Source organism: Aeromonas bivalvium (assembly GCF_000819765.1).
Lineage (GTDB): Bacteria > Pseudomonadota > Gammaproteobacteria > Enterobacterales > Aeromonadaceae > Aeromonas > Aeromonas bivalvium.
Map to the genome: position 1 here is coordinate 27,269 of NZ_CDBT01000035.1, position 25,151 is coordinate 52,419.

The window sequence follows — 25,151 nt, forward strand, 5'->3', positions numbered from 1 at the left end:
GGGGCCCGAGGGCCCCGTTGGTATTGCGCTTTGACCTTGTTCCTCAGACCGCCTTCCCCTTGCCGGCCCTGCGCGGTGCACCGCGCCCCGTCGACGAGGTGGCGGAACCGGGTTTGGTGCCGGGCTTCCTGCCCCGCCCCGCAGCGGCCGACTTGCGTTTCGGGAAGGAGCGACGCCCGGCGCCCTCCTTGGGCAGACCGCTGAAATCGGCCCCCGAGCTGTGGCGAGCCCCCTCAATCAGGCCATTGAGCTGCTCGGTGAGTGGCCCCATGAAGTGCTGGTAACTGCCATGACGCTCGGCAATCTGGCCCAGGCTCTGCTCCCACAGCGCCGTCATGTCCGGGGTGGTGGCACTCTCGGGCAAGGCCTGTACCAGGGCGCGGCCGGTCGGGGTCGCCTTGATGCTCTTGCCCTGGCGATGCAGAAACTGGCGCTTGAACAACAAGTCTATGATGCCGGCCCGGGTCGCTTCCGTGCCCAGGCCATCCGTCTCTCTGAGCGTCTTGCGGATCTCGGGATCCTGTACGAAGCGGGCTATCCCCGTCATGGCGGCCAGCAGGCTGGCATCGGTGAAGGCCTTGGGGGCCTGGGTCATCTTCTCCAGCAGCTCGCCCCGCTCGCAGAGCAGTTGCTCCCCCTCTTTCAGGGCAGGCAGGGTGCCGGCCTTCTCTTCGTCGTCCTCTTCTTCCACCCCGAGCAGCGCCTTCCAGCCAGCCTTGACGATGCGCCTGGCCTTGGCCTGAAACAGCCCCCCCTCGATGCGCAGCAGCACCCGACTGTCGTTGTACTCGAACGGCGGGTAGAACTGCAGCAGATATTGGCGCGCCACCAGGCCGTAGATCTTGTTCTCATCCGCCGACAGAGTGGCGCCGTTGCCCTGTTTTTCGGTGGGGATGATGGCGTGGTGGGCATCCACCTTGCTGTCGTTCCACGCCTTGCTGCGCAGGCTGCCATCCGCCTCGGCCACGGCGCTGGCCAGCGCCGGTGCCGTGGCGGCGATGGCATCGCGCACCCGGGGGGCCCGACCGAGATGATCCCCGGGCAGGTGCCGGCTGTCGGACCTGGGATAGGTGATGAGCTTGTGGCGCTCGTAGAGGCTCTGGCAGATATCCAGCACCCGCTTGGCGTCCATGCCGAACCGCTTGGCGGCATCGATCTGCAGGCTGGAGAGGTTGTAGGGCAGCGGCGCCGCCTGTTTCCGGGCCTGCTCCTCCACCTCTTCGACCCGTGCGGCCTTGCCCGCGATGCGGTTGACCACGTTCTCGGCCAGGGCACGCCTGAGCACCCGCCCCTCCTCGTCCTGCCAGGGCTGGCAGGCCTCTGATGGCAGCCACTTGGCGCAGAAGCGCTCATTGCCCGTGGTCGCCACATGGGCCAGCACCTCGTAGAAGGGTTTGGGGACGAAGGCCTCGATCTCGAGATCCCGGCGCACCACCAGACCGAGCAGGGGGGTCTGCACCCGGCCGACCGAGAGCAGGGCGCTGCAACCTGCCTTGCGCCCAAGCAGGGTATAGGCCCGGGTCATGTTGATGCCATAGAGCCAGTCGGCGCGGCTGCGGGCCAGGGCCGACACCGCCAGCGGCACGAACTCCTTGTTGTCGCGCAAGCCTTCGAGGGCACGACGTACCGCCGGGGGGTTGAGATCGCTGATGAGACAGCGCTGCACCGGCCTGGATTTGGGGTAGCCGAGAAAGTCGATCACCTCGTCCACCAGCAGCTGCCCCTCCCTGTCCGGGTCGCCGGCATTGACCACGCAATCGGCCCGCTTGATGAGCCCCTTAATGACGGTGAGCTGGCTGCGGGTCTTGGGCTTGGCCACCAGTTGCCACTGGGCCGGGATGATGGGCAGCTGCTCCATGCGCCACTGCTTGTAGGCGGCGTCGTAGGCATCGGGCTCGGCCTGCTCCAGCAGATGGCCGATGCACCAGGTCACCACATCTCCCTGGGCCGTTTCGATGTAGCCCTCCCCCTTCTTGTGAGGCTTGGGCAGCACATCGGCGATGGCACGTCCCAGGCTGGGTTTTTCCGCGATGAAGAGTCGCATGGCTGACACACCTGAATACTGTATATGTAGCCAGTATACCCAGTCCGCCGACAAAGCCCAAGTCGGCTCCAGCGGGCAGGCAGCGACCGATACGACTCGTAGTGACGCAGCGTCCGGGCAGCTTGGACTAAGCTGCTGAAGACTGCCCGCCCCATGAGAGCGGCAGGCTGCCGGCGCAGACATCCCGGCCTGGCGCCAGAAGGGACTCATTTGTGAAAATTATTCAGCATTCCTATATGCTATGAATTAAGAATCAGAATAATAACGACTTTTTGGATTTCGCAATGATGGGTGTCAAGCTTTCATCTGGCGCCAACTACTACCATATGGGTATTAACCACCTAGGAACTGCCACCATGCTTGGATCCCTCTTCAAGAAGACCTGGTTCTGGCTCCTGCTGCTCGGGGCCCTGCTGGGCGTCGCGGCACTGGGCGTCACCGCCACCATACTGCACAAGACCAGCTCCACCGAGTTCTGCGTCTCCTGCCACTCCATGCAGACCCCGCTCGCCGAATACCAGGGCAGCGTCCACTTCCAGAATCCCAGGGGCATACGGGCCGAGTGCGCCGACTGCCACATCCCGGGGGATCCCACCTCCTACCTCTGGACCAAGATCCGCGCCGTGAAGGACATCTATCACGAGGCGATCGGCACCCTGGATACGCCGCAGAAATATCAGGATCGCAAGCTCTTGATGGCTCAACATGTCTGGGACGAGCTCAAGGCCAATGATTCGGCCACCTGTCGCAGCTGTCACAGCTATGAAGCGATGGACGTGCTGGCCCAGCGCCCCAATGCCCGCGCCGAACACCCGGTCGCCATCAAGGAGGGGCAGACCTGCATCGACTGCCACCGCGGCGTCGCCCACATCATGCCTGACATGAGCGGCCTGGCCGCCGCCGGGGCGAGCGAGCTGGCCCAGGCCGCCGCCAAGACGCCGGCCAGTGTCACCACCCGCTACGCCATCGCCACCACGCCGCTGTTCATGGATGCCAAGACAGACGCCAACCAGGGCAACCTGATGCCCTCGACCCAGGTGCAGATCCTCGCTAACGACAATGGTCGTGCCCAAGTCGAGATCGCCGGCTGGCAGCAAGAGGGGGTCGCCGATGTCTTCTACGCCGCCCCCGGCAAGCGCATCCTGAGCGTACTGCTCGGCGACGAGGCCAAGAAACAGCTGGTCACGGGGACGAGCGAGACGGATGCCAGCACCAAGCTCACCTGGCATCAGGTGAAACTGACCGCCTGGGTCGACGAGACACAACTGATCGGCGACCAGGAGAAGCTGTGGCAATACGCCTCTTCCCTGATGTCCGCCAACTGCACCGGCTGCCATGGCCTGACCGCCCTGGATCACTTCAATGCGAACCAGTGGATCGGCGTCATCAAGGGCATGGAACCCCGCACCTCCCTCACCCCGGAGCAGGCGCGCATGCTGACCCAGTACGTGCAAAAACACGCCAGTGACACCCATTCGGCTCTCTGAGGCAGGACACCAAGGAACTGTTATGACTCTCTTCAACGATAAAACCGCGAACCTGTCCCGCCGCCGCCTGCTCAAGGGCATGGGCGCCTGTGCCGCCCTGCCCCTGCTCGGCGGCCTCTTTCCCAAGAGCGCACTGGCCAACGCCATCAGCACGGCGCTCGATCAGTTCACCACCCTGGTACCGGCCCAGAAGGGCATACTCACCGGGGCCCATTGGGGTGCCTTCGAGGCCATCGTCGAAGATGGCCGCATGGTGCGTGTCCAGCCGGTGGCGGACGATCCTGCCCCGAACGACCTCATCGACATGGCCCCCTATCAGGTCCATGCCAAGAACCGCATCAAGTACCCCATGGTGCGCAAGAGCTGGCTCGAGCATGGCCCCGGCGCCAGCCCCGAGCTGCGCGGGGCAGACGAATGGGTACGGGTGAGCTGGGACCAGGCCATCGACCTGGTGGCGGGCGAGATCAAGCGGGTGCAGAACCAGTTCGGCCCTCAGGCGATCCATGCCGGCTCCTACGGCTGGAAGAGCGTGGGCCTGTTCCACAACAGCCGCACCCTGCTGCACCGGCTGATGAACCTCTCTGGCGGCTTCACCGGCTATGCCGGCGACTACTCCACCGGGGCCGCCCAGGTGATCATGTCCCACGTCATGGGCTCCATCGAGGTGTACGAGCAGCAGACCGCCTGGCCCAACGTGGTCGAACATGCCGAGCTGGTGGTGCTGTGGGGCGTCAATGCCCAGGTCACCCTCAAGAACAGCTGGAACATGCCGGACCATGAGGGGCAGGCCGGTTTCCAGGCCCTGAAGGAGAAGGGTACCCGGGTCATCAGCATAGACCCCGTCTATAACGAGACCGCCAAGCTGCTCGGCGCCGAGTGGCTGGCCCCCAACGCCTACACCGACGTGGCCATGATGCTGGGGGTGGCCCACAGCCTCTACAGCGCCAAAAAGCACGATCAGGCCTTCCTGGATCGCTACACCAGCGGCTTCGACCAGTTCCTCGACTACCTGCTCGGCAATACGGACGGCCAACCCAAGAGCGCCGAGTGGGCGGCGGCCATCTGCGGGGTCGAGGCCGGGCAGATCACCCAGCTCGCCCTGGACATGGCCGCCAAGCGCACCATGATCATGGCGGGCTGGGGCATGCAGCGTCAGCACCACGGCGAGCAGCCGAACTGGATGCTGGTGACCCTGGCCGCCATGCTGGGCCAGATCGGCCTGCCGGGCGGCGGCTTCGGCTTCAGCTATCACTACTCCTCCGGCGGCAGCCCGACCGCCAAGGGAGGCATACTGTCCGGCATCTCGGCCGGGGACGCCCCCAAGAACAGCCCGGCCCCCATTCCGGTGGCCCGCATCGCCGACTGCCTGGCCAATCCCGGCAAGACCATCGACTTCAACGGCCGCAAGGTCACCTATCCGGACATCAAGCTGGTCTATGTGGCGGGCGGCAACCCCTTCCACCACCATCAGGATACCAACAACCTGCTCCAGGCCTGGCGCAGACCCGAGACGGTGATCGTCCACGAACCCTATTGGACTGCCACCGCCAAACATGCCGACATAGTGCTGCCGGTCACCACCAGTTACGAGCGCAACGATCTGGAGATGGGGGGCGACTACTCCCAGCGTTACGTCTTCCCCATGCACCAGTGCGTGCCGCCCCAGTTTGAGGCCCGCAACGATTTTGACATCTTCCGCGCCGTGGCCGCCAAGCTGGGCATGGAGGAGGCCTATACCGAAGGCAAAGACGAGACTCTCTGGCTCAAGCAGATGTATGACGCCATGGCCCTCCAGGCCCGGGGCGCCAAGGTGGCGCTGCCGCCGTTCACCATGTTCTGGGAGTCGAACAACTATGTGCGCTTCCCGGTGCCCGAGGCCAACAAGCAGTGGATCCGCCACGGCGATTTTCGCGAGAACCCGCTGCTCAACCCCCTGGGCACCCCGTCCGGCAAGATAGAGATCTTCTCCAACACCATCGCCAGAATGGGCTATGCCGACTGCGCGGGCCACGCCAAATGGTTCGAGCCCAAGGAGTGGAAACAGGGCCCGGCGGCGGCGCAGTATCCCCTCTCCCTCAACACCTCCCACCCAACTCAGCGGCTGCACTCCCAGCTCGACAACACCCCCCTGAGGGACAAGTTCGCGGTGGCGGACAGGGAAGCCATCATGATCCATCCCGACGACGCCAAGGCCCGAGGCATAGCGGATGGGGATCTGGTGCGCGCCTTCAACGATCGCGGCCAGATCCTGGTGGGGGCGCTGATCTCCAAGGATGTGCGTCCCGGGGTGGTGCGCATCTGTGAAGGGGCCTGGTTCGACCCCGCCGAGCCCGGCAAGGTGGGCGCCCTGTGCAAGAACGGCAACGTCAACTGCCTCACCTTCGACGAAGGGTCGTCGAGCCTGGCCCAGGGCAACTGCGGCCACATGGCCCAGCTGCAGATAGAGAAGTTTGCCGGCACGGCGCCCGCCAATACGGCCCATGCCGTCCCCGCCAACGCCTGACCCTGCCTGCTGACCATGAAAAACGGCGCCGAAAGGCGCCGTTTTTATGACTATTGAGACACTGGCCGGGTGATCCGAGCATGGCTTGATGGCTCAACCCCCTTTTTCAGAAGTCCCCTTCTGCCATAGACTCCTGACACACTCCACCCACGAGGGGGGGCCAGAGCCCGGGCCGATAATTCAGAAGTCCCCTTCTTCCATATACTCCTGGGCACACTCCACCCACGAGGGGGGCCAGAGCCTGGGCCGATAATTCAGAAGTCCCCTTCTTCCATATACTCCTGGGCACACTCCACCCACGAGGGGGCCAGAGCCCTGGCCGATAATTCAGAAGTCCCCTTCTTCCATATACTCCTGGGCACACTCCACCAGCTGCGGCCAGAGATCTTCCGGTACCCAGGCATCCGGGTCATCCTCGTCACCGTCATACTGGGTCCAGAAATAGGCACGCAGCCCGCTGGCGAATTCGTCGCTCACCTCTGCCAGCTCGGAGAGGGGCCCCAGCCAGGCGATGCGGCGCAGGCCGCTGGCGAGATCATTGATGGCATCGACCAGGGCGCGATTGTCCGGGTTCTGCTCCACCAGCAGGGTGAAGCGCTCCCGGGCCTGCTCGGTCTGGTCCTCATCCAGCTCACCCACGTCGGCCAGCAGGTCGATGAACTCTTCCAGCAGGTACTCGATCAGTCCCTCCCTCTCTTCAAACCACTGGATCTGGGCCCCTTTGGTACCCAGTACGGAGGCATCAAACGAATCATCAAGATGGCACAATGCCCACGGATCGTCGGTCATGAATCTTTTCCTCAGGCGTCAACAGATGCCACATAGTAAGCCCGGCCCGCCCCCCTCGCCACTCTGGATGGGGGGAGGCCCGGCATGAAACAAGGGGTTGGCGTCGTGCGGCCTCAGCCGTCGACTCGCGCCACCTTGGGCAGGGAGAGGGAGGCCGCCAGCCCCCCCAGTTCGGCACGCCCCATGATGAGGCTGCCGCGATAGGCTTCCGCCAGATCGGAGACGATATTGAGGCCGAGCCCGGAGCCGGGCACCTTCTCATCGAGGCGTACCCCGCGCAGCACGGCGCGGGCGATCTGATCCTCCGTCATGCCGGGACCATCATCCTCGATGCGCAGACTGATCCAGCCCCCCAGCTCGGCGCTGGAGACCCGCAGCCGACCCGCCGACCACTTGTAGGCGTTTTCCAGCAAGTTGCCGACCATCTCGTCGAAGTCCTGCTCCTCGACACCGACCGCCAGGGTGGCAGGTACCTGCAGATCCAGCTCCCTGCCCGGATAGAGGCGGGAGAAGGCGCGGCAGATGTACTCCACCCGTGCCCGCACCGGGGTGGAGACCCCGAGCACCTTGGCGGCGCCGGTCACCCGCGCCTTGCCCAGGTGATAGTCGATGTGGCGCTGTATCTTGTCGAGCTGCTCCAGCATGGGCCCCTGCTCCTCGGGGGGCAGCTGGGTCAGCTGGTTGCGCATGATGCTCAGCGGCGTCTTGAGGGCATGGGCCAGGTTGCCCGTGTGGGCCCGGGCCCGCTGCAACAACTCGCCATAGTGGTGCAGCAGGCGGTTGATATCCTCCACCAGGGGCTGGATCTCCAGGGGATAGCGCAGGCGGAACCCCTCCTGGTGCCCCTGATGGACTCGCACCAGCTCGCGCCGCAACAGGTGGAGCGGGCGCAGGCCATAGACTATCTGGAAGGTGAAGCCGAGCAGCAGGCCGGCGGCGGCGAAGCCCAGGCCGAGGAAGAGGCCGATCCGGGTCTTGCGCAGCGTCTCGGTCAGGGCCGTACTGTCCTTGGCCATCACCAGGGTAAACACCCGATCCGAGCCGGGCAGCAGGACATTGCGGGTCATGATCAGCAGGGGCTCCTGATTGGGCCCCCTGCCGAGGAAGAGATCCGGATCCCCGAAGGCGGACTTGAGGCCATGGCTCTTGAGGTTGGTGTCCCAGAGCGAGCGGGAACGACTGACGATCTGCTCCCCCAGCTCCAGCTGCCAGTAATAACCGGAATAGGGCTGCCGGTAGCGGGGATCGGCCATGGGTTCGGTGACCGCGGGCAGGCCGCTGTGCTGCACCTCCAGTCGCGCCAGCAGATCATAGAGCTGCAACCTCAGGCTGTCGGCTTCCGCCTCCTGCCAGTAGTTGCGCATCATGGTCTGCAGGCTGAAGCCGGTGGCGGAGAGGAAGAGGCCGCACCAGATGAGGGCGATGGCCACCAGCCGTCCCCGCAGGGTCCGTACCAGCCTCATTCAGGGCGCCCCTGTGCCCCTTGCTGCCGAACCAGGCTCATTCGTTGATCCGGTAGCCGAGTCCGCGCACCGTCTCGATCAGGTCGGCGTGGGTCTTCTTGCGGATCCGGCCGATGAAGACCTCCACCGTATTCGAGTCGCGGTCAAAGTCCTGGGCGTAGATGTGGTCGATAAGCTCGCTGCGGGACACCACCTTGCCCTTGTGCTGCATCAGGTAGCCGAGCACCCGGAATTCGTGGGCGGTGAGCTTGATGGGGGTTCCCTCGTACCACACCTGAGAGGCGGCCATGTCCAGGCGAACGCCGCCAATCTCCAGGATGGAGCTGGCGTTGCCGGCGGCGCGGCGCACCAGGGCATGGACCCTGGCCACCAGCTCGGCGACCTGGAACGGCTTGGTGAGGTAGTCATCGGCCCCGGCGTTGAGCCCCTCTATCTTCTCGTGCAGCTGGCCACGGGCGGTCAGCACCAGCACGGGCGTCGTCATCTCCTTGCTGCGCCACTCCTTGAGGATGCTCAGGCCATCGCGCCCCGGCAGGCCGAGATCCAGGATGATGGCGTCATAGGGTTCCGTCTCCCCGAGGAAACCGGCCTCGTTGCCGTCGTGGCAGAGATCGGTGACGAAACCGGACTGTCGCAGTTGCTCGGCCAGCTGGTTGGCCAGGGTCTTTTCATCTTCAACGATCAGAATGCGCATGGATTGGGTCCAATGAATGGGATATCACTCGGCGACGGGCGCCGGCGGAATGAAGAGGTGTTCGAGATGATGGCCCTTGAGCCACACCATTTCCAGGGTATCGGCGCGGTAACCGACCTTGATGACGCTGTTTTCCCGATCGATCATCCTGAGCTCGTAGAGCCAGAGCCCATCCTGTTCGCTCAGGTCGACCCGCAGCACCCGCCCAGGCAGATGAGCCGCCGCCGCCATCACCTCGTGGAAGGGTTTCACCCGTCCCTCGCTGACCGCCTGTTGCAGCTGCGCCTCGCTCGGCTCGCCATGGGCAGCCAGGGAGCACAACAGGGCAAACAGACCCAGGGCTCTATTCATGGGGGATTCATCTCCAGAAACCTAGCATAATCGCGGTTATAGTCTGCCAGCCCTGAATCCGGAATGAATATGATCCCGCGCACGTTTTTCCCCATACTGGCCCTGTTGCTCAGCCTGACACCGCTCTGGGCGGGGGCACAGCAGGCGCGGCTCGAGATGGCAGAACTGATGAAACTGCTGGTGGCGAAAGGGTATCACGATATCCGGGAAGTCACCCTGACCGAAGATCGGTTCGAGGTCGATGCCCTGGACGACGCCTCCCGACGGGTGCGCCTGGTGGTGGATGCCCGCAGCGGCGAGCTGCTGAGCCAGGAGCGGCAGTAAGGGCCACCCCTTCCGTTTCCAATGCAAAAGAGGCCATCAGGCCTCTCTTGCATTGAGCTTGTCGCGACGCTGCGCCTTGGGGCGACCGCGCCAGGGCTTGAGCAGCTTGTCCCGCCGCGGCCAGAGCAACGCCAGGGCCAGCAGCAGATAGATGAGCGGCTCCTGCCAGCCGCTCTTGACCGACCACCAGTAGTGCACAGGCACCAGCAGGGCCACGGCATAGATCCAGTTGTGCAGCCGCTGCCAACTCGGCCCCATGGCCCGCAGCAGGGCCGGGATCGAGGTGATGCCGAGCGCCAGCAGCAGCAACAGCGCCACCATGCCCACCACTATGTAGCTGCGCTTCACCAGCTCGCCACCGATGAGCCCCCAGTCGAACTGCAGATCCAGCCCCAGCCACACCATGAAATGCAGGCCGGCCCAGGCCGCACACCAGAGCCCGAGGGGGCGGCGCAGCTTGACGAGCTGGCCCTGGCGCCAGCGTCTGGCCAGGGGTGACACCAGCAGGGTGAGCAGCAGCAGATGCAGGGCCCCCTTGCCGAGATAGTGGGTCAGCCCCTGCACCGGATCTCCCCCCAGCAAGCCGGCCGGCACGGCATAGCCCAGCCAGAGCAGGCACCCCAGCGCCCCCAGATGCACCAGGGCCCGCAACAGGGTGATATGGCGCGTGGTCAGTCTCAGAGCCATGAATTCAATCTCCTCCTGTGTCTGTTCTCAGAACCTGCTCACGATCTGTCGCGAGAGGTCGTCAGCAAGGTAACGAGCTGCGCAGTAACCGGGGCGTATCGATATACGTGAGCTTCTTGATGACAAACAAGCGAGCAGCACATGAGCCTTGATCACGGCCTCGCAGCAAGAGCGTGCACGGGTGCTCAATACCATTTGCGCAGATCCATTCCCTGATAGAGGGAGGCAACCTCCTCCCCGTAGCCGTTGAACATCAGGGTGGGCTGGCGCTTGGCGCCAAAGATCCCCCCCTCGCCGATGAAACGCTCGCTGGCCTGGCTCCAGCGCGGGTGATCCACCTGCGGGTTGACGTTGGCGTAGAAGCCATATTCGTTCGGCGCCAGCAGGTTCCAGGTGGTGGGCGGCATCTCTTCCACCAGCCGGATGGAGACGATGCTCTTGATGCTCTTGAAGCCGTACTTCCAGGGCACCACCAGCCGGATGGGGGCGCCATTTTGCCCTGGCAGCGTCTTGCCATAGAGGCCGACCGCGAGGAAGGCGAGCGGGTGCATGGCCTCGTCGATGCGCAGCCCCTCCACATAGGGGTAATCGATGCCGCCGCCAAGGGAGCGGGAAGCCTGTCCCGGCAGCTGCTCAGGGTCATACAGGGTCTCGAACGCCACGAACTTGGCACGACTGGTGGGGGCGGCCCGCTTGATGATGTCGGCCAGGGAGATGCCACTCCAGGGCAGCACCATGGACCAGGCCTCGACGCAGCGCAGCCGGTAGATGCGCTCCTCCAGGGGCCCCTTGTCCACCAGATCCTTCACGTCCAGGGTGAAGGGGCGCTCGACCTCGCCACCCACCTTCAGGGTCCAGGGCTCGGTCTTGAGGTAGTGCGCGTTGCGAGCCGGATCCCCCTTGCCGGTACCCAGCTCATAGAAGTTGTTGTGGCTGGTCGCCTTGTCATAGGGAGTCAGTACCAGGCCTTCGGGGCGCGGCGCCGGGCTGACCTTGAGGGGCTTGCCCGCCGGAGCCGGCGCGGCGTCATCCTTGAACAGATCGAGCAGACTGGCCTGGGCGGGCAGGGCCAGGCTGGCGGCCCCGAGCCCCAGGCCCTTGAGCACCAGGCGCCGGTCCCGGTAGACCGGCTCCGGGGTGACATCGGCCTCGGTCGGATGAGGGGAAGAAGAAGATTTGATCAGCATGCAGGACTCCCGCCGGGATGAGGTGTTAATGATGAGACCGCCTCACTACCCGATCCATTTCATCCCCTGACAAAAAAGCAACCGGGCGGGTCATGGGATGTAAGGGAGTGCCTTGCACAGGGTGCCGACCAGAAACAGGATGACGAAGACCATCAGGGGCACCAGGACGTTGGACGACATGAGACTCACTCCTTCGAGGCGACTGGGCCCTTCACTATGGTGCAGCCAGGAAGGGTCGGCCAGTGAATCTTTTTCGCGAGCGCAAGCGTATTCCTGTCGGCCAAAACGTGATCAGGATCACGGTGCGCGCCCCCCCGCCTTGCCGCTTCTTTGCACAGGGGTATTCTCCCGCCCTTTCCACATCACCAGGGATATATCGCCATGTCTCCGCTGCTCGCCATCGCCCTCACCACGGGCCTGCTCTCCGCCCTCTGGGGCTGGCTGGCCGTGGCCCTGGGCCTCCTCTCCTGGGTCGGTTTCCTCGGCTGCACCAGCTATTTCGCCTCCCAGGGCGGCGTACGCGCCCTGGGTCAGACCCTGCTGTGCAATGCCAGCGGCATGCTCTGGGCCCTGCTGCTCATTCATGGGGAGTCCTGGTGGGGTGCCGGCGTGGCGGGCTATCTGATGACCGGGGTGGTGGCGACCCTGATGTGCATGCAGGCCAGGCAACAGTGGCTGGCCTATATTCCCGGCACCTTCGCCGGTTGCTGCGCCACCTTCGGCGCGGCGGGGGAGTGGCGCCTGGTCCTGCCCTCCCTGGTGCTGGGCGCCCTGTTTGGCTACCTGATGAAGGCGAGCGGCCTCTGGCTGTCGCGCCGCAGCCAGCGGTCGGCCCCGTCCGCCCGGCAGACCAGCCCTTCGGCCTGACCCTTCACCCCTTGGGCTTGAAGTTGGCGGCCTCTATGTTGTGGCGGTTGAGCAGCTTGTAGAAGTCGGTGCGATTGCGTCCCGCCATGTTGGCGGCCAGGGTGACATTGCCCTCTGTGGTGCGCAGCAGGCGGATCAGATACTCCTTCTCGAACTCGGCCCTGGCCTCGTTGAAGGAGGGGATGCCGCCGCTGTGACCGCTCAGGGCGGACTCCACCATGACGGCCCCGATCACCGGGCTGCTGCACAGGCTCGCCAACTGCTCCACCAGGCTGGATAGCTGGCGCACATTGCCCGGCCAGGCGGCACTGGCCAGCATGGCCAGCGCCTCGGGGGAGAAGCCCATCGCCAGACAGTCGGGGTGGCGCGCCCGGTAACCATCGAGCGCCTGTCTGGCCAGCAGGGGGATGTCCTCGCTGCGGTTGCACAGGGGCGGCAGGGTAATATTGGCGACGTTGAGCCGATAGAAGAGATCCTCGCGAAACCGCCCCTCGTCCATGGCCGCCACCAGATCCTGATGGCTGGCGCTGATCACCCTTACCTCGGGGGTGCCCTGGCCATACTCCTGCAGCACCTGCAACAGCTTGGCCTGCAGCGAGGCCGACAGGTTGCCTATCTCGTCGAGAAACAGGGTCGCCCCCCTGGCCTGGGCGAACAAGCCGGAGCGGCCATCCTCCCCGAACAGCTCCCTGTCCAGTGCCTCCCAGGAGAGGGCCGCACAGTTGATGACATGGAACGGCCGATCCCGCCGGCTGCTGGCCTGGTACAGGGTCTGGGCCATCAGCCCCTTGCCGGCACCTGACGGCCCCAGGATCAGCACGGGCACCTCCATGCCGGCAATGGTGCTGGCCTGGATCAGGATCTGCTCCATCTGGGGGTTGCGGGTCAGGATCTGGGATTGCCACTCCCGCGTCTGCTTGGGACGGGTCAGGCTGAGGGCATGCTCTATGGTGCTCAGCAGCTCGTCCTTGTCGACGGGCTTGGTCAGGAAGCTGAACACCCCGGAACGGGTCGCCTGAATCGCATCGGGAATGGTGCCGTGGGCCGTCATGATGATGACGGGCATCCCCAGCCACTGGGCCTGGATCTTCTCGAACAGCGCCAGTCCGTCCATGCCCCCCATCCGCAGATCGCTCAGCACCAGATCGGCCCGCCGCTGGCGCAGTCGATCGAGGGCCGCCTCGGCACTGTCGGCGGTGTCCACCTCATAACCCTGGCTGCGCAGCCGCATGCTCATCAGCTTGAGCAGGCTGGCATCATCATCCACCAGCAAGATACGGCTCATGGCAAGGCGCTCCCCGTCTCCTGATATTTGCGTCGGTTGAGCTGCTCATCGATGGCGGAGAGCTGCTCTATCTGCCGCTTGAGCCGCTGCACCTCCTTGCTCTGATCGTCGCGGCGGCTGTCGCGGGCCAGCAGCTGCTCGCCCAGGGCAATCCAGCTGCGCAGGAAGGCCTGGGCGTCCAGTCCGAGTTCGGGCTGCAGCCCCTTGAGGGCATCGAGTCCGGCGCGGCGGCTCGCCACCGGCTCGTCAGGATGGCTGTTGACCATGGCCAGGCTGACCCGGCTCTCCAGATCCGGCTGATTGTGCAGCCGCTCACGCTCCTGCTCCCGCTGTTGCGGCTGGCTCGCCAGCAACCAGTCGGAATATTGCAGGCGCACCTGCATCTCCTTGTTGGCAAACTCCATGCGCTGGGTCAGCTCGGCATCCGTGACCGAGGCGGGTTCCTGGCGCGGCAGCAGGCCGCACCCCGTCAACATGCCCGCCAGCAGGACGGGAAACATCAGTCGTTTGATCATAGGTATCACTTCAGCGTCAACCGGAAACAGACGGAGGCCTGGTCATCGTCCACCAGACCCAGCTCGCCGCCGAGGCTGATGGCCGACTCACGGGCAATGGAGAGCCCCATGCCAGATCCTTTCAATACTCCCTCACGAGCGATACTGCCCTGCTCGAAGGGTTCGAAGATACGTTCGCGTTCATCCTGGGGGATGGTGGGGCCCTCATTGGCCACTTCCAGCCAGCTTTGCTGTTCATCCTGGCCCCAGCGGATCCAGATCTGGCCGCCCCGTGCCCCATAGCTGACCGCATTGGAGAAGAGATTGTCGATGATGAGCCGCAGCCGGTAAGGGTCGGCCTGCAGGGTCAGCTCCCGCTCCGGCAGATGGACTCTGCTTCCCTTGGATTCGAGCGTCAGCCGGTATTCGGCGCACAGGGACTCGAGCAGCGGCGTCAGCGCCACCGGCACCCGCTCGAACTCCTCCTGCTGGCTCAGGCGGTTGAAGTCGAGCAGGCGCTCGATCAGGGTCTGCAGGCGACGACTGTTCTGCTCCAGCATCTGGCAGATCTCCTGCTGGTCCGGGGTGAGGGGCCCCACCAGCTGCTCACTGAGCAGATCCGCCCCCTCTCGCAGCACCGCCAGCGGCGTCTTCAGCTCATGGGAGACATGGCGCAGGAACTGATACTTCTGCTGTTCCAGCTCCTTGAGCTTGTCGTGCAGCCAGCCGATCCGCTCCCCCAGCACCACCAGTTCGGCCGGGCCATCGACCGGTTTCTTGTCCGGCTCGATCCCGGCGCCCAGGCTGAGGATACGCGACTCAATCTGGCGCACCGGGTGGATGATCAGGTAAGTAAACAGCAGGATCAACAGCAGGCTGAGCACGGCGACCAGGCCGCTGACCCACCAGATCTCCTTCATGAGCGCATCGATGGCGAGCCGCACCCTGAGCACATGCTCATCCACCTGGCTGCGGGTCGCCACCTCCAGCTGCATGTTGGCCTGGCTGAGATCCTCGAAACGCAGGCTGGTCGATTCGGCCTTGGCCCGGGTCAGATCCTGCAGGCCATCGAGCCAGCCGATCAGTTCGTCCAGCTGGCCATAGACAGGGGCATCGGGAATGGAGGCCTGGTGCTCCTTGAGCAGGCCCCGATAGTGGCCGAGCTGCTGCTGGTAGCTGGCGAGGATGCGACTGTCCCCGAGCACGGCGTAGCGGCGCAGGGTGCGTTCCAGATCCACCGCCAGATTGGTGAGCAGGGTCGCCCGGCGCGTGTCGCGCACCGCCCGCTCCATCTCGTCACTGGTGAGCTGACTCAGGTGTTCGAGGGCGCGGCTGTCGTGCCAGATCATGCCGCCGAGGGGCATCAGCACCAGCGCGAAGCCCATCAGGACCACTTGTAACAGTGAGCGCGGTCTTACCCGTGTCATCTTGCACTCTCAGCTCATCATTGGGGTGGCAAGCATATCCGCAGTCGCCCAAAAAACAAAACCGGCCCAGGGGCCGGTTGAATCACATCTGCCGGGCTAGGCAAACAGGACGGAGACGGTGCTGATGATGAGCACCAGGGCAAGGGCCCCTGTCGCCGCCGCCATAGCCCACTTCATTTCTGCACTCATAACCCCTCCTTAGTTGCTCAATCAGAGCCCGATCACAACATACCGGATTGATGTTAATGCATAGTTAAGGTAATTAACGTGAGCCAGATAACCATTTTCAGATGAGCCTCAACGCAAGGGAAAGCGCCATGTTCTATCTGTGTAGCATAGGATCCAACCTCGAACCCGAACAGCATGTCGATCGTGCCCTCGGCGAACTGCTGACGCGTTTTCAGCGCCTGCAGCTGAGCTCGGTGATCAAGACCAAGCCGGTCGGCATGCACTCGCGCCACGATTTCCTCAACTGCCTGTTCGTGATCGAGAGCGAGCACAGCCCCCAGAGCCTCAAGGCGGAGTTCATCGCCATGGAGCAAGCCCATGGCCGCAATCGCAGCGACCCCCTGTGCAAGGTGCACGACCGGCCCCTCGACATCGACATCCTGGCCATGCGCGACGACGATGATTTTCACGCCGCCGAGGTCGATGCCTACCTCCAGGATCTGCTGGCCGAGCTCTATGGCGAACAGCCCGCCAACGTCCAGAAAGTGGTGCTGACCCCCTGCGGGGTGGCCATAGGCCAGGCCCCGGTCTACCTCAGTCAGGGGTCAGATGATGGCCAGGGAGCGGCCACCGTCCACCTTGATGCTCGCCCCCGTCATGTAGTGATTGCCCAGCAGTAACTGCACCGCCTGCCAGATAGGCTCAAGCCCCCCCTCCCGCGCCAGCGGCGTCCTGGCCAGCACCTGCTGGCGCCAGGCCTCATCATGCTCATCGAGAAACAGGATGGGACCTGGCTCTATGGTATTGACCCGCACCGCCGGGGCCAGCTGGCGCGCCAGACTCATGGCCAGGGAGTGAGCCCCCGCCTTGGTCGCCACATAGTTGGCAAAACGGGGGGCAGGCCCGTGAATGTAGATGTCGGTGATCTGGATGATGCTGGCGTTGGCATTGCACGCCAGCCTGGGGGCCAGCACCTGGTTGAGCTGGAAGGGGGCCGCCATGTGCACCCGGTAGAAGCGATCGAACTGGGCCAATTGTTCGGCGGGATCCTCGGCCAGGGGCTCGAAGGCGGAGGCGTTGTGGATGATGAGCCCCAGATCCTCATGGCGCGCCGTGGCATGGGCCAGGGCGGCCACCTCTTCGGGCCGGGTGAAGTCGGCCTGGATGAGCTCGACCCCGAGCGCCCTCAGCCGCCCCAGCTCGGGACGCTCGGAGCGATACTGCCCCGTCACCTGCCAGCCCGCCGCCGCCAGTTGCTCGCACAGATAAAACCCGAGTCGTCGACCCGCTCCCGTCACCAAGGCACGCATAATCCCTCCTCATCATCCCTGAATCGACCAGTGTCATTTGTCACAAAATTGCCCGGCCGATCGCATCTTCACCCCATCGCCAATGATATGGTCTATCAATCCCTGCGGCACCACCCATTGGTGCCAGCGGAGCGACTGTCTCATAGTGCAGGCAACCAGAACCGTGGAGCAATCAATATGTTACAAGTACGCGATCACATGAGCCGCCTGAGCCACTCCCTCTCTCCCCAACAGGGACTGGCCGCCGCCCTCGACAGCCTGCATGCCTCCGGCCTGAGCGGTCTGCCCGTGCTCAATGACCAGCATCAGCTGGTGGGGTTTCTCTCCGAGCAGGACTGCATCCCCAGCCTGCTGACCGGCAGCTACCACTGCGACACCCGCACCCAGGTGCAGGACATGATGAGCAAGACGCCCCTCTCCATCCGCCCCGACGAGAGCATCCTGGATCTGGCCCGCCAGATGACGGGGGCCAAGCCTCGCATCTACCCCGTGGTCGAGCATGGCAAGGTGATAGGCATCATCAGCCGCCGCCAGGTGATGCAGGTGCTCAATCAACAGCTCAAGGGTTGCCAGCAGACCTGAGTTCGGGACTCAAGCATCGACCAGGGATGGTCGATATGATCTCGACAACCGCGGCCAAGACGCCGCCCCCATGGCTTTTGGAGAAGCTGATTGCGGATCTTGTTCCTGTTATGGCTGCTGCTGCCCTGCGCCCTCACCGCCAAGACGCTGGTGATTGGCGGTATGCTGGAGCCACCGCTCAAGTACCTCGACGCCCAGCAACGCCCGACCGGCATGGACGTCGAGCTGCTCACCGAGATCTTCACCGCCATGGGAGTGCCCATCGAGATCACCCTGACCGATTCGAGTGCTCGCCTCACCCGCAATGCCAGGACGGGGCGCTACGATCTGCTGATGAGCCACTCCTTCCAGCCCGAACGGGAAGCCTACCTCCTCTATCCGAAGCAGTCCCACATCCGCCACAGCTGGCACTTCTTCGTGCGCAAGGCCGACAAGGCGCGCATCCAGTATCAATCGATCGCGGATCTCAAACCCTGGCGTATCGGTCTCACCCGGGATTACGCCTACACCCCCGAACTCAGCGCCGTACTGGATGCCCCCGGTTACCAGTTTCAGGAGATCCCCCTCAACCAGCTGCAACTGCGCAAACTGGTGGCCGGGCGTATCGACCTGGTGCCCATGTCCCTGGTCACCGCCTTCGGCCAGATCCGCGAAGAGGGGCTGACCGACCAGGTTGATTACCTGCCCAAACCCCTCAAGAGCAGCCCCTACTACCATGTCTGGTGCAAGGCCAGGGCCGATGCCGACACCCCGGCCCTGATGGCGGCCTACGATGCCGAGCTGCTGCAGATGAAGCGCGATGGTCGCCTCAAGGCCATCTACGACAAATACGGCATCCCCTATATCGAACCCTGATGGCTCCCGTCAGGGTCTGCGTCTCCCAACATCGGGTATTGCCGCGAGGCCGGCGTTTCCATCTCGCCCCCTCCATTCCCTGCCCCTTCAGGGCTTCACGTCCCGCAGTATGGGGTTTTGCAGCGAGATCAGGGTTTCGGTGGACTGGATCTCGTCTATGGTCTGGATCTTGTGGATCAGCACGGTCTGCAACTCGTCGATGGAACGGGTCATCACCTTGATGAAGATGCTGTAATTGCCCGTGGTGTAGTAGGCCTCCACCACCTCGTCCAGCGCCTGCAACCTGGCCAGGGCCGAGGGGTAATCCTTGGCACTCTTGAGGTTGATGCCGATAAAGCAGCAGACGTCGTAGCCCAGCCGCTTGGCATTCACCTGCACCCTGGTCCCCTCTATGATCCCCGCCTGCTTCATCTTCTCCACCCGCACATGGATGGTACCCGGGCTGACCAGCAGTTGTTTTGCAAGCTCGGCGTAAGGGATGCGCGCATTCTCCATCAAGGCGGTGAGGATGGCCTGATCGAGATTATCGATCCGATAATTTTCTGACACTTTTTTGCACTCCCGTTGACGATATCTCATTAATGGCCGGGTTATTTTGAAGAAAAAAATAGCCAAAGCCTATTTCTATTATCGAATATTGAATTTGGTGCGCAGTCTGTTGAAGAATCGCCACATCCAACGGCTTTGAGACAGGTATTTCCTCATGAAACAGCACTACATTCGCAGCCAGCAGCAGATCAGCTTCGTCAAAGAGATGTTCTCCCGCCAACTCGCCCAGCAACTGGGTCTGATGGAGGTGCAAGCCCCCATCCTGAGCCGGGTCGGCGATGGTACCCAGGACAACCTCTCCGGCCACGAGCATGCGGTGCAAGTGAAGGTGAAGACCCTGCCGCAGCACAGCTACGAAGTGGTGCATTCGCTCGCCAAGTGGAAGCGCCAGACCCTGGGCCGCTTCGGTTTCGGCCCGGGTGAAGGCATCTACACCCACATGAAGGCCCTGCGTCCGGACGAAGACAGGCTGACCCCCATCCACTCCGTCTACGTCGACCAGTGGGACTGGGAGAAGGTGATGCCAAGCGAGCGCCGGGATCTGGCCTATCTGCAGGAGACGGTGCGCGGCATCTGGACTGCCATCAAGGCCACAGAGCGCGCGGTCTGCGCCGAGCACGAGCTGACCCCCTTCCTGCCGGCGGAGATCCAGTTCCTGCACAGCGAAGCGCTGCTGACCCGTTACCCGGATCTCGACGCCAAGGGGCGCGAGCGGGCCATCGCCAAGGAGCTGGGGGCCGTGTTCCTCATCGGCATCGGCGGCGCCCTCTCCCACGGCGAGCGCCACGACGTGCGCGCCCCGGACTATGACGACTGGAGCAGCGAGAGCGAACTGGGTCTGGCCGGTCTGAACGGCGACATCCTGGTGTGGAACCCGGTGCTGCAAGACAGCTTCGAGATTTCCTCCATGGGGATCCGGGTGGACGCAGAGGCCCTGCGCCGCCAGCTCGCCATCACCGGCGACGAGGATCGCCTGCAGTACGACTGGCACCAGGACCTGCTGGCCGCACGGATGCCGCAGACCATAGGCGGCGGCATAGGCCAATCCCGTCTGGCCATGCTGCTGCTGCAAAAAGAGCACATAGGTCAGGTGCAAGTCGGTGTCTGGCCATCCGAAATGAAGGCAGCTATCCCAGGCATGCTGTAAGCAGGTCATGGGCATAGGGTCATCCCGGGTCGGCACAGAGGAGCACATAGACCAGCAGATACAGGTCGGCGTCTGGCCATCCGAGATGAAGGCCGCCATCCCGGGCATGCTGTAAGCAGGTCAGGGTCATGGGCATAGGGTCATCCCGGGTCGGCACAGAGGAGCACATAGACCAGCAGATACAGGTCGGCGTCTGGCCATCCGAGATGAAAGCTGCCGTCCCGGGCATGCTGTAAGCAGATTGATGGTATCCGGCAACCCATGCCGGATGCTGAAGGTGTGTGGCGGTGCGGACTGAAAGAGCGCAGTCCGGACAGGCTGTAAGCAGGGCGTTCATCCTGGATGACTCGCTGCGAAACCGGGGCTTGCCCCTGCGGCCCGCTCAACCCACGCAAGGTCGCATCGAATACATTCCTCCCGGCAATCCTCGGATTGCCGTTTTTTTTTTGCCTGCACCCGGGCAGCCCATGAAAAAAGGGGCCTGAGCCCCTCTGTCATCCTGCCTCAGCCCTCAATACGCCTTGCTGCCCAGCAGGTGCCCATCCACCGGGGAAGGCAAGCCGTACTGGGAGTAGGAGCCATGGAACGCCTTGGTGGTCTGGCCGAGATCCCCCTTGAACCTGGGATCCTGAGGGCGCTCGTGGCTGTTGATGTAAAGGGAGACATCCCAGGCCTGCTGATCGCTCAGGCTCCCTCCCTGGGAGAGCGGCATGTTGCTCTTGATGAAGGCGGCCGCCTTGTCGATGCCGTGCATGCCCGCGCCCCAGTTGTAGCTCTCCTTGCCCCACAGGGGCGGGAAGACGTAACGATCCGCCACCTTCTTGCCCTCCCCCTCGTCGCCGTGGCAATCGGCACACCGCTCGGCATAGACACTCTGGCCCCGCTTGAAGTCGGGGGCCTGGGGAGGGGTGGCGATGGCGAAGAAGTTGCGCCCTGGCAGTTTGTCACTGATGGGGGCGCCGCTCGCCAGCCAGTAGGAGTAGGCCACCAGATCCCGGATAGCCTGGCTGTCATAGGCGGGGGGCCGGCCCTCTCTGGCATTCATCGAATAGAGGAAGCAGCCTTGCAGCCGATCCTCATAGGTGTTCACCTTGTTGTTCTTCTTGCGATAGGCGGGATAGGCCGGATAAGCCCCCCACATGGGGCTGGCACCGGCAATGATGCCGGCGCCCAGGTGACAGTTGCTGCACTGCAAGCCGTTCCCCGGCTGGCCCTGCCCCTTGAGCTGCTGGGTGTTGACGAACAGGCTGTAGCCACGCTTGATGGCCGCTCCCATCTCCCCCTCCGGCACGGCAGACCAGTCGGGCACCTTGTGGTAGTTGCCATCGGGCGCCTTCTCCCCGAGCGGGACGCTGAACTGATCCTCGAACGATTCGGCATGAGCCAGACCGGCCAGCAGGCAGGCCATCAGATATGCATGCTTCATTTCGCCACCCCCTGCGCCGCGAAGTAGTTGGCCACGGCGTCCATTTCCGCCTCGCTGAGGGACTTGGCGATGGCAGGCATGGAGCCCATGGCGCCAAGGGGGCGTTTGTCGGCCTTCCAGTAGATCAACTGGCGCTTGAGATAGGCGGGATCCTGACCGGCGAGACGGGGAAACAGTGGCATGACGCCGACGCCACTCGGGCCGTGGCAAGCCACGCAGGCCGGCAGATTGCGCTCGGGTTTGCCGGCCAGGGCCAGCCGCTCCCCCGTCTCCATGTCCCCGGGCCACTTGTCGCCGCTCCAGTGCAGGCTCACCTCCTTGGCGGCGGCCTGGCTGGCGAAGTGGTTGGCGGCACGCTTTATCTGCTCGTCGCTCAACTGGTAGATGATGGGATTCATGAAGTCGCTGACCCGTTTGCCGCTGCGAAAGGCGCGCAGTTGCTCGCTCAGGTAGGTTTCGGACTGTCCCCAGAGATTGGGAATATTCGACTCCTTGGGCACGCCGTTCATCCCGTGACAGGTGGCGCAGATCTGGGGCACATCCTGGCTTGCTTGCGCCCCCTGTACCGCCAGGGGCACCAGGCTGCTGCACAGCAGCAGGAACGAAAATCGTGTTCTCATCGGCAAAGGCTCCCTCTCCTGGTAATAACAATGAAATCATTAATGGTATGAAGCGTATCACCACAATGCGATGACCCATAGTTATCGCCATGTTGGCACCCGCATGCTGCGCCAAAAAAAACGCCAGCCCGAGGGCTGGCGTTGTGAACGAGGGTGAGAGCCATCACTGAGTCATGGTGAGTCCGTTGCTGTCGGCACCCAGCAGCAGCCGCTTGCCGGGGATGACCCGACCGCTGAGCAGGGCCTGGGCCAGCGGGTTTTCCACCTTCTGCTGAATGGCCCGCTTGAGGGGACGCGCCCCGTAGACGGGATCGAAGCCCGCGTGGACCAGCTTGGTCAGCAGCTCCTCGCTCACCTCCACCTCGAAGCCCTGGGACTCCAGACGACCCATCAGGCTCCCCAGCTGGATGCGGGCGATGGACTTGATGTGCTCCTCGCCGAGCGGATGGAACACCACGGTCTCGTCGATCCGGTTGATGAACTCCGGGCGGAAGCTGCGGGTCAGCAGCTCCATCAGCAGGGACTTCATCTCCTCGTAGTCCTTCTCGGCGTAGTGCTCCTGGATGAGATCCGAGCCGAGGTTGGAGGTCATGATGACCACTGTGTTGCGAAAATCGACGGTGCGGCCCTGACCATCGGTCAGGCGGCCATCGTCCAGCACCTGCAGCAGTATGTTGAACACGTCCGGGTGGGCTTTTTCCACCTCGTCCAGCAGGATCACCGAGTAGGGGCGACGGCGTACCGCCTCTGTGAGATAACCCCCCTCCTCGTAACCCACGTATCCCGGAGGCGCCCCCACCAGACGGGCCACGCTGTGCTTCTCCATGAACTCGGACATGTCGATGCGCACCATGGCGTCCTGGGTATCGAACAGGAACTCCGCCAGCGCCTTGCACAGCTCTGTCTTGCCCACCCCGGTGGGCCCCAGGAACAGGAAGGAGCCGATGGGGCGGTTCGGATCGGACAGCCCGGCCCGGGAGCGGCGGATGGCGTTGGAGACGGCGTCCACCGCCTCTTCCTGGCCGATCACCCGGCTGTGCAGCTGATCTTCCATCCGCAGCAGCTTGTCACGCTCCCCTTCCAGCATCCGCGCCACCGGAATCCCGGTCCAGCGCGCCAAGACGTCTGCGATCTCCACGTCGGTGACCCGGTTGCGCAGCAGGCTGGTCTCCTGCATCTCCGCCTGGGTGGCGAGATCCAGCTGTTTCTCAAGCTCCGGGATGCGGCCATATTGCAGCTCGGACATGCGGCCCAAGTCCCCGGCCCGGCGCGCCACCTCGAGATCCTGACGGGCCTGCTCCAGCGCCGCCTTGATGTGCTGGGTCCCGGCGAGGGCGGCCTTCTCGGCCTTCCACACCTCTTCCAGCTCGTTGTATTCCCGCTCTTTTTCCGTCAGCTCCTGATTGAGCAGATCGAGCCGCTTGCGGCTGGCGTCGTCGTCCTCCTTCATCAGCGCCTGCTGCTCCAGCTTGAGCTGGATGATGCGCCGCTCGAGCCGGTCCAGGGACTCCGGCTTGGAGTCGATCTGCAGCCGGATGCTGGCCGCCGCCTCGTCGATGAGATCGATGGCCTTGTCAGGCAGCTGGCGATCCGCGATATAGCGGTGCGACAGCTGGGCCGCCGCGACGATGGCGGGGTCGGTGATCTGCACATGGTGGTGCAGCTCGTAGCGCTCCTTCAGGCCGCGCAGTATGGCGATGGTGTCCTCCACCGAGGGCTCCTCCACCAGCACCTTCTGGAAGCGGCGCTCCAGGGCGGCGTCTTTTTCCACGTACTGGCGATACTCATCGAGGGTGGTGGCACCGACGCAGTGCAGCTCGCCACGGGCCAGGGCCGGTTTGAGCATGTTGCCCGCGTCCATGGCCCCCTCGCCCTTGCCGGCGCCGACCATGGTGTGCAGCTCATCGACGAAGAGGATGACGCTCCCCTCCTCCTTAGCCAGATCATTCAGCACCGCCTTGAGCCGCTCCTCGAACTCGCCGCGATATTTGGCACCGGCCACCAGGGCCCCCATGTCCAAGGAGAGCACCCGCTTGTTCTTGAGCCCCTCCGGCACCTCGCCGTTGATGATGCGCTGGGCCAGCCCCTCGACGATGGCGGTCTTGCCGACGCCGGGGGCACCGATCAGCACGGGGTTGTTCTTGGTACGACGCTGCAGCACCTGGATGGTGCGGCGGATCTCTTCATCCCGGCCGATCACGGGGTCGAGCTTGCCGAGTTCGGCCCGCTCGGTGAGGTCTATGGTGTACTTCTCCAGCGCCTGGCGATTCTCCTCGGCGTTGGCATCATCCACCTTCTTGCCGCCACGCACCTTGTCGATGGCCGCTTCGAGTTTTTCCTTGGTCAGTCCCTGGGCACGCAGCAACTCTCCCAGGTTGCCCTTCTCGTCCAGGGCCGCCAGCACGAACAGCTCGGACGAGATGAACTGATCCTTGCGCTGCTGGGCCAGCTTGTCGCAGACGTTGAGCAGGCGGCCAAGGCCGTTGGAGAGCTGCACGTCCCCTTCGACGCCGCTCACCTTGGGCAGGCGGTCCAGCTCCTCGCCCAGACGCGAGCGCAGGGCATTGATGTCGAGCCCGGTCAGGGTCAGCAACGGGCGAATGGATCCGCCGTCCTGATTGAGCAGGGCGGCCATCAGGTGGACGGGCTCGATGAATTGGTGGTCACGACCCAGTGCGAGAGACTGGGCATCGGAAATAGCAACTTGGAATTTGCTGGTCAGGCGATCGAGGCGCATTGCACTCCCCCCTTGAAAACGGACACCGCTTGCGCGGCAAACAACAGAACTTTCTGACTAGGAAGATGAGGCCCGTGCGGGCTATTTCAAGGGGCAGGGCTGGTTATTTTTTCTGCAAGGCACAGGAGCGGAAGGATCACGGCCCCTTGGCAGGC

24 protein-coding genes are annotated in these 25,151 nt (G+C 63.8%); 8 read left to right on the plus strand and 16 right to left on the minus strand.

From position 1 onward, the window contains the following. Positions 1–43 precede the first annotated feature (43 nt). Positions 44–2,044, minus strand: a complete 2,001-nt coding sequence (locus tag BN1119_RS11350; protein ID WP_041997876.1) for a DNA topoisomerase III — start codon at positions 2,042–2,044, stop codon at positions 44–46. Between the two features lie 356 nt (positions 2,045–2,400). On the opposite strand from BN1119_RS11350, the gene BN1119_RS11355 reads away from it, so the two are divergent. Further along, on the plus strand, positions 2,401–3,531 hold the full coding sequence (locus BN1119_RS11355; RefSeq protein ID WP_041997878.1) for a NapC/NirT family cytochrome c: 1,131 nt from the start codon (positions 2,401–2,403) through the stop codon (positions 3,529–3,531). A 22-nt stretch (positions 3,532–3,553) separates the two neighbouring features. After that, positions 3,554–6,034, plus strand: a complete 2,481-nt coding sequence (gene torA / locus BN1119_RS11360; RefSeq protein WP_041997881.1) for a trimethylamine-N-oxide reductase TorA — start codon at positions 3,554–3,556, stop codon at positions 6,032–6,034. Between the two features lie 327 nt (positions 6,035–6,361). Here the strand turns inward: torA and BN1119_RS11365 are convergent, their stop codons facing one another. The 4 genes from BN1119_RS11365 to BN1119_RS11380 all read right to left on the minus strand — a co-directional run bounded on the left by BN1119_RS11365 (position 6,362) and on the right by BN1119_RS11380 (position 9,331). Then, a complete protein-coding gene (locus BN1119_RS11365; RefSeq protein WP_041997884.1) occupies positions 6,362–6,823 on the minus strand; it encodes a hypothetical protein in 462 nt (153 codons plus the stop codon). 113 nt (positions 6,824–6,936) lie between these two features. Further along, on the minus strand, positions 6,937–8,286 hold the full coding sequence (locus tag BN1119_RS11370; RefSeq protein WP_041997886.1) for a sensor histidine kinase: 1,350 nt from the start codon (positions 8,284–8,286) through the stop codon (positions 6,937–6,939). Between the two features lie 37 nt (positions 8,287–8,323). Next, a complete protein-coding gene (locus BN1119_RS11375; RefSeq protein WP_041997888.1) occupies positions 8,324–8,980 on the minus strand; it encodes an AHA_4052 family stress response regulator transcription factor in 657 nt (218 codons plus the stop codon). Between the two features lie 24 nt (positions 8,981–9,004). After that, positions 9,005–9,331 (minus strand): PepSY domain-containing protein, encoded by a 327-nt coding sequence (locus BN1119_RS11380; protein WP_041997890.1) that lies wholly within the window; start codon positions 9,329–9,331, stop codon positions 9,005–9,007. 69 nt (positions 9,332–9,400) lie between these two features. Here BN1119_RS11380 and BN1119_RS11385 point away from each other — a divergent pair, with 69 nt between their 5' ends. Beyond that, entirely contained in the window at positions 9,401–9,655 is a 255-nt protein-coding gene (locus BN1119_RS11385) for a PepSY domain-containing protein (RefSeq protein ID WP_374704030.1), read from the plus strand. Positions 9,656–9,691: 36 nt separating this feature from the next. On the opposite strand, the gene BN1119_RS11390 is transcribed toward BN1119_RS11385, so the two are convergent. Further along, positions 9,692–10,342: a protein-methionine-sulfoxide reductase heme-binding subunit MsrQ gene (locus tag BN1119_RS11390; protein ID WP_041997894.1), complete on the minus strand. Its 651-nt coding sequence runs from the start codon at positions 10,340–10,342 to the stop codon at positions 9,692–9,694. 185 nt (positions 10,343–10,527) lie between these two features. Further along, positions 10,528–11,529, minus strand: coding sequence for a protein-methionine-sulfoxide reductase catalytic subunit MsrP (gene msrP / locus BN1119_RS11395; protein WP_041997896.1), 1,002 nt, complete (start codon positions 11,527–11,529; stop codon positions 10,528–10,530). 381 nt (positions 11,530–11,910) lie between these two features. Here msrP and BN1119_RS11400 point away from each other — a divergent pair, with 381 nt between their 5' ends. Further along, complete coding sequence (locus BN1119_RS11400) at positions 11,911–12,396, plus strand: DUF1097 domain-containing protein (RefSeq protein WP_041997898.1); 486 nt, start codon at positions 11,911–11,913, stop codon at positions 12,394–12,396. A gap of 4 nt (positions 12,397–12,400) precedes the next feature. Here BN1119_RS11400 and BN1119_RS11405 read toward each other — a convergent pair whose 3' ends face one another. From BN1119_RS11405 to BN1119_RS20480, 4 genes are all read right to left on the minus strand, one after another. Next, positions 12,401–13,681, minus strand: coding sequence for a sigma 54-interacting transcriptional regulator (locus BN1119_RS11405; RefSeq protein ID WP_041997900.1), 1,281 nt, complete (start codon positions 13,679–13,681; stop codon positions 12,401–12,403). Continuing rightward, positions 13,678–14,196 (minus strand): hypothetical protein, encoded by a 519-nt coding sequence (locus BN1119_RS11410; protein WP_174217924.1) that lies wholly within the window; start codon positions 14,194–14,196, stop codon positions 13,678–13,680. The genes BN1119_RS11405 and BN1119_RS11410 overlap by 4 nt, the downstream gene beginning before the upstream one ends. Positions 14,197–14,201: 5 nt before the next feature. After that, positions 14,202–15,602 (minus strand): sensor histidine kinase, encoded by a 1,401-nt coding sequence (locus BN1119_RS11415; protein WP_041997901.1) that lies wholly within the window; start codon positions 15,600–15,602, stop codon positions 14,202–14,204. Positions 15,603–15,698: 96 nt separating this feature from the next. Beyond that, positions 15,699–15,791 carry a YnhF family membrane protein gene (locus BN1119_RS20480; protein ID WP_111874219.1) on the minus strand — a complete coding sequence of 31 codons (93 nt, stop codon included), beginning with the start codon at positions 15,789–15,791 and terminating at the stop codon, positions 15,699–15,701. 128 nt (positions 15,792–15,919) lie between these two features. Here BN1119_RS20480 and BN1119_RS11420 point away from each other — a divergent pair, with 128 nt between their 5' ends. Then, entirely contained in the window at positions 15,920–16,450 is a 531-nt protein-coding gene (locus BN1119_RS11420; protein WP_041997903.1) for a 2-amino-4-hydroxy-6-hydroxymethyldihydropteridine diphosphokinase, read from the plus strand. Here the strand turns inward: BN1119_RS11420 and BN1119_RS11425 are convergent. Then, the gene (locus tag BN1119_RS11425; protein ID WP_041997905.1) at positions 16,376–17,080 is read right to left on the minus strand and encodes an SDR family oxidoreductase; all 705 of its coding nucleotides are present in this window, start codon (positions 17,078–17,080) and stop codon (positions 16,376–16,378) included. The two genes, BN1119_RS11420 and BN1119_RS11425, sit on opposite strands and share 75 nt — an antisense overlap. A 177-nt stretch (positions 17,081–17,257) precedes the next feature. Between BN1119_RS11425 and BN1119_RS11430 the strand changes: the two genes are divergently transcribed. Both BN1119_RS11430 and BN1119_RS11435 read left to right on the plus strand, forming a co-directional pair. Next, the gene (locus tag BN1119_RS11430; protein ID WP_041997907.1) at positions 17,258–17,662 is read left to right on the plus strand and encodes a CBS domain-containing protein; all 405 of its coding nucleotides are present in this window, start codon (positions 17,258–17,260) and stop codon (positions 17,660–17,662) included. A gap of 90 nt (positions 17,663–17,752) precedes the next feature. Beyond that, positions 17,753–18,517, plus strand: a complete 765-nt coding sequence (locus tag BN1119_RS11435; RefSeq protein WP_041997909.1) for a substrate-binding periplasmic protein — start codon at positions 17,753–17,755, stop codon at positions 18,515–18,517. An 87-nt stretch (positions 18,518–18,604) separates the two neighbouring features. Here the strand turns inward: BN1119_RS11435 and asnC are convergent, their stop codons facing one another. Then, a complete protein-coding gene (gene asnC / locus BN1119_RS11440) occupies positions 18,605–19,066 on the minus strand; it encodes a transcriptional regulator AsnC (protein WP_041997911.1) in 462 nt (153 codons plus the stop codon). A 154-nt stretch (positions 19,067–19,220) separates the two neighbouring features. Between asnC and asnA the strand changes: the two genes are divergently transcribed. Continuing rightward, the gene (asnA, locus tag BN1119_RS11445; protein ID WP_041997913.1) at positions 19,221–20,213 is read left to right on the plus strand and encodes an aspartate--ammonia ligase; all 993 of its coding nucleotides are present in this window, start codon (positions 19,221–19,223) and stop codon (positions 20,211–20,213) included. 511 nt (positions 20,214–20,724) lie between these two features. Here the strand turns inward: asnA and BN1119_RS11450 are convergent. The 3 genes from BN1119_RS11450 to clpB all read right to left on the minus strand — a co-directional run bounded on the left by BN1119_RS11450 (position 20,725) and on the right by clpB (position 24,996). Beyond that, positions 20,725–21,639, minus strand: coding sequence for a c-type cytochrome (locus BN1119_RS11450; RefSeq protein ID WP_041997915.1), 915 nt, complete (start codon positions 21,637–21,639; stop codon positions 20,725–20,727). Beyond that, on the minus strand, positions 21,636–22,259 hold the full coding sequence (locus tag BN1119_RS11455; protein WP_052448057.1) for a c-type cytochrome: 624 nt from the start codon (positions 22,257–22,259) through the stop codon (positions 21,636–21,638). The genes BN1119_RS11450 and BN1119_RS11455 overlap by 4 nt, the downstream gene beginning before the upstream one ends. 163 nt (positions 22,260–22,422) lie before the next feature. Further along, positions 22,423–24,996 (minus strand): ATP-dependent chaperone ClpB, encoded by a 2,574-nt coding sequence (gene clpB / locus BN1119_RS11460; protein ID WP_041997917.1) that lies wholly within the window; start codon positions 24,994–24,996, stop codon positions 22,423–22,425. Between the last annotated feature and the right edge of the window lie 155 nt (positions 24,997–25,151).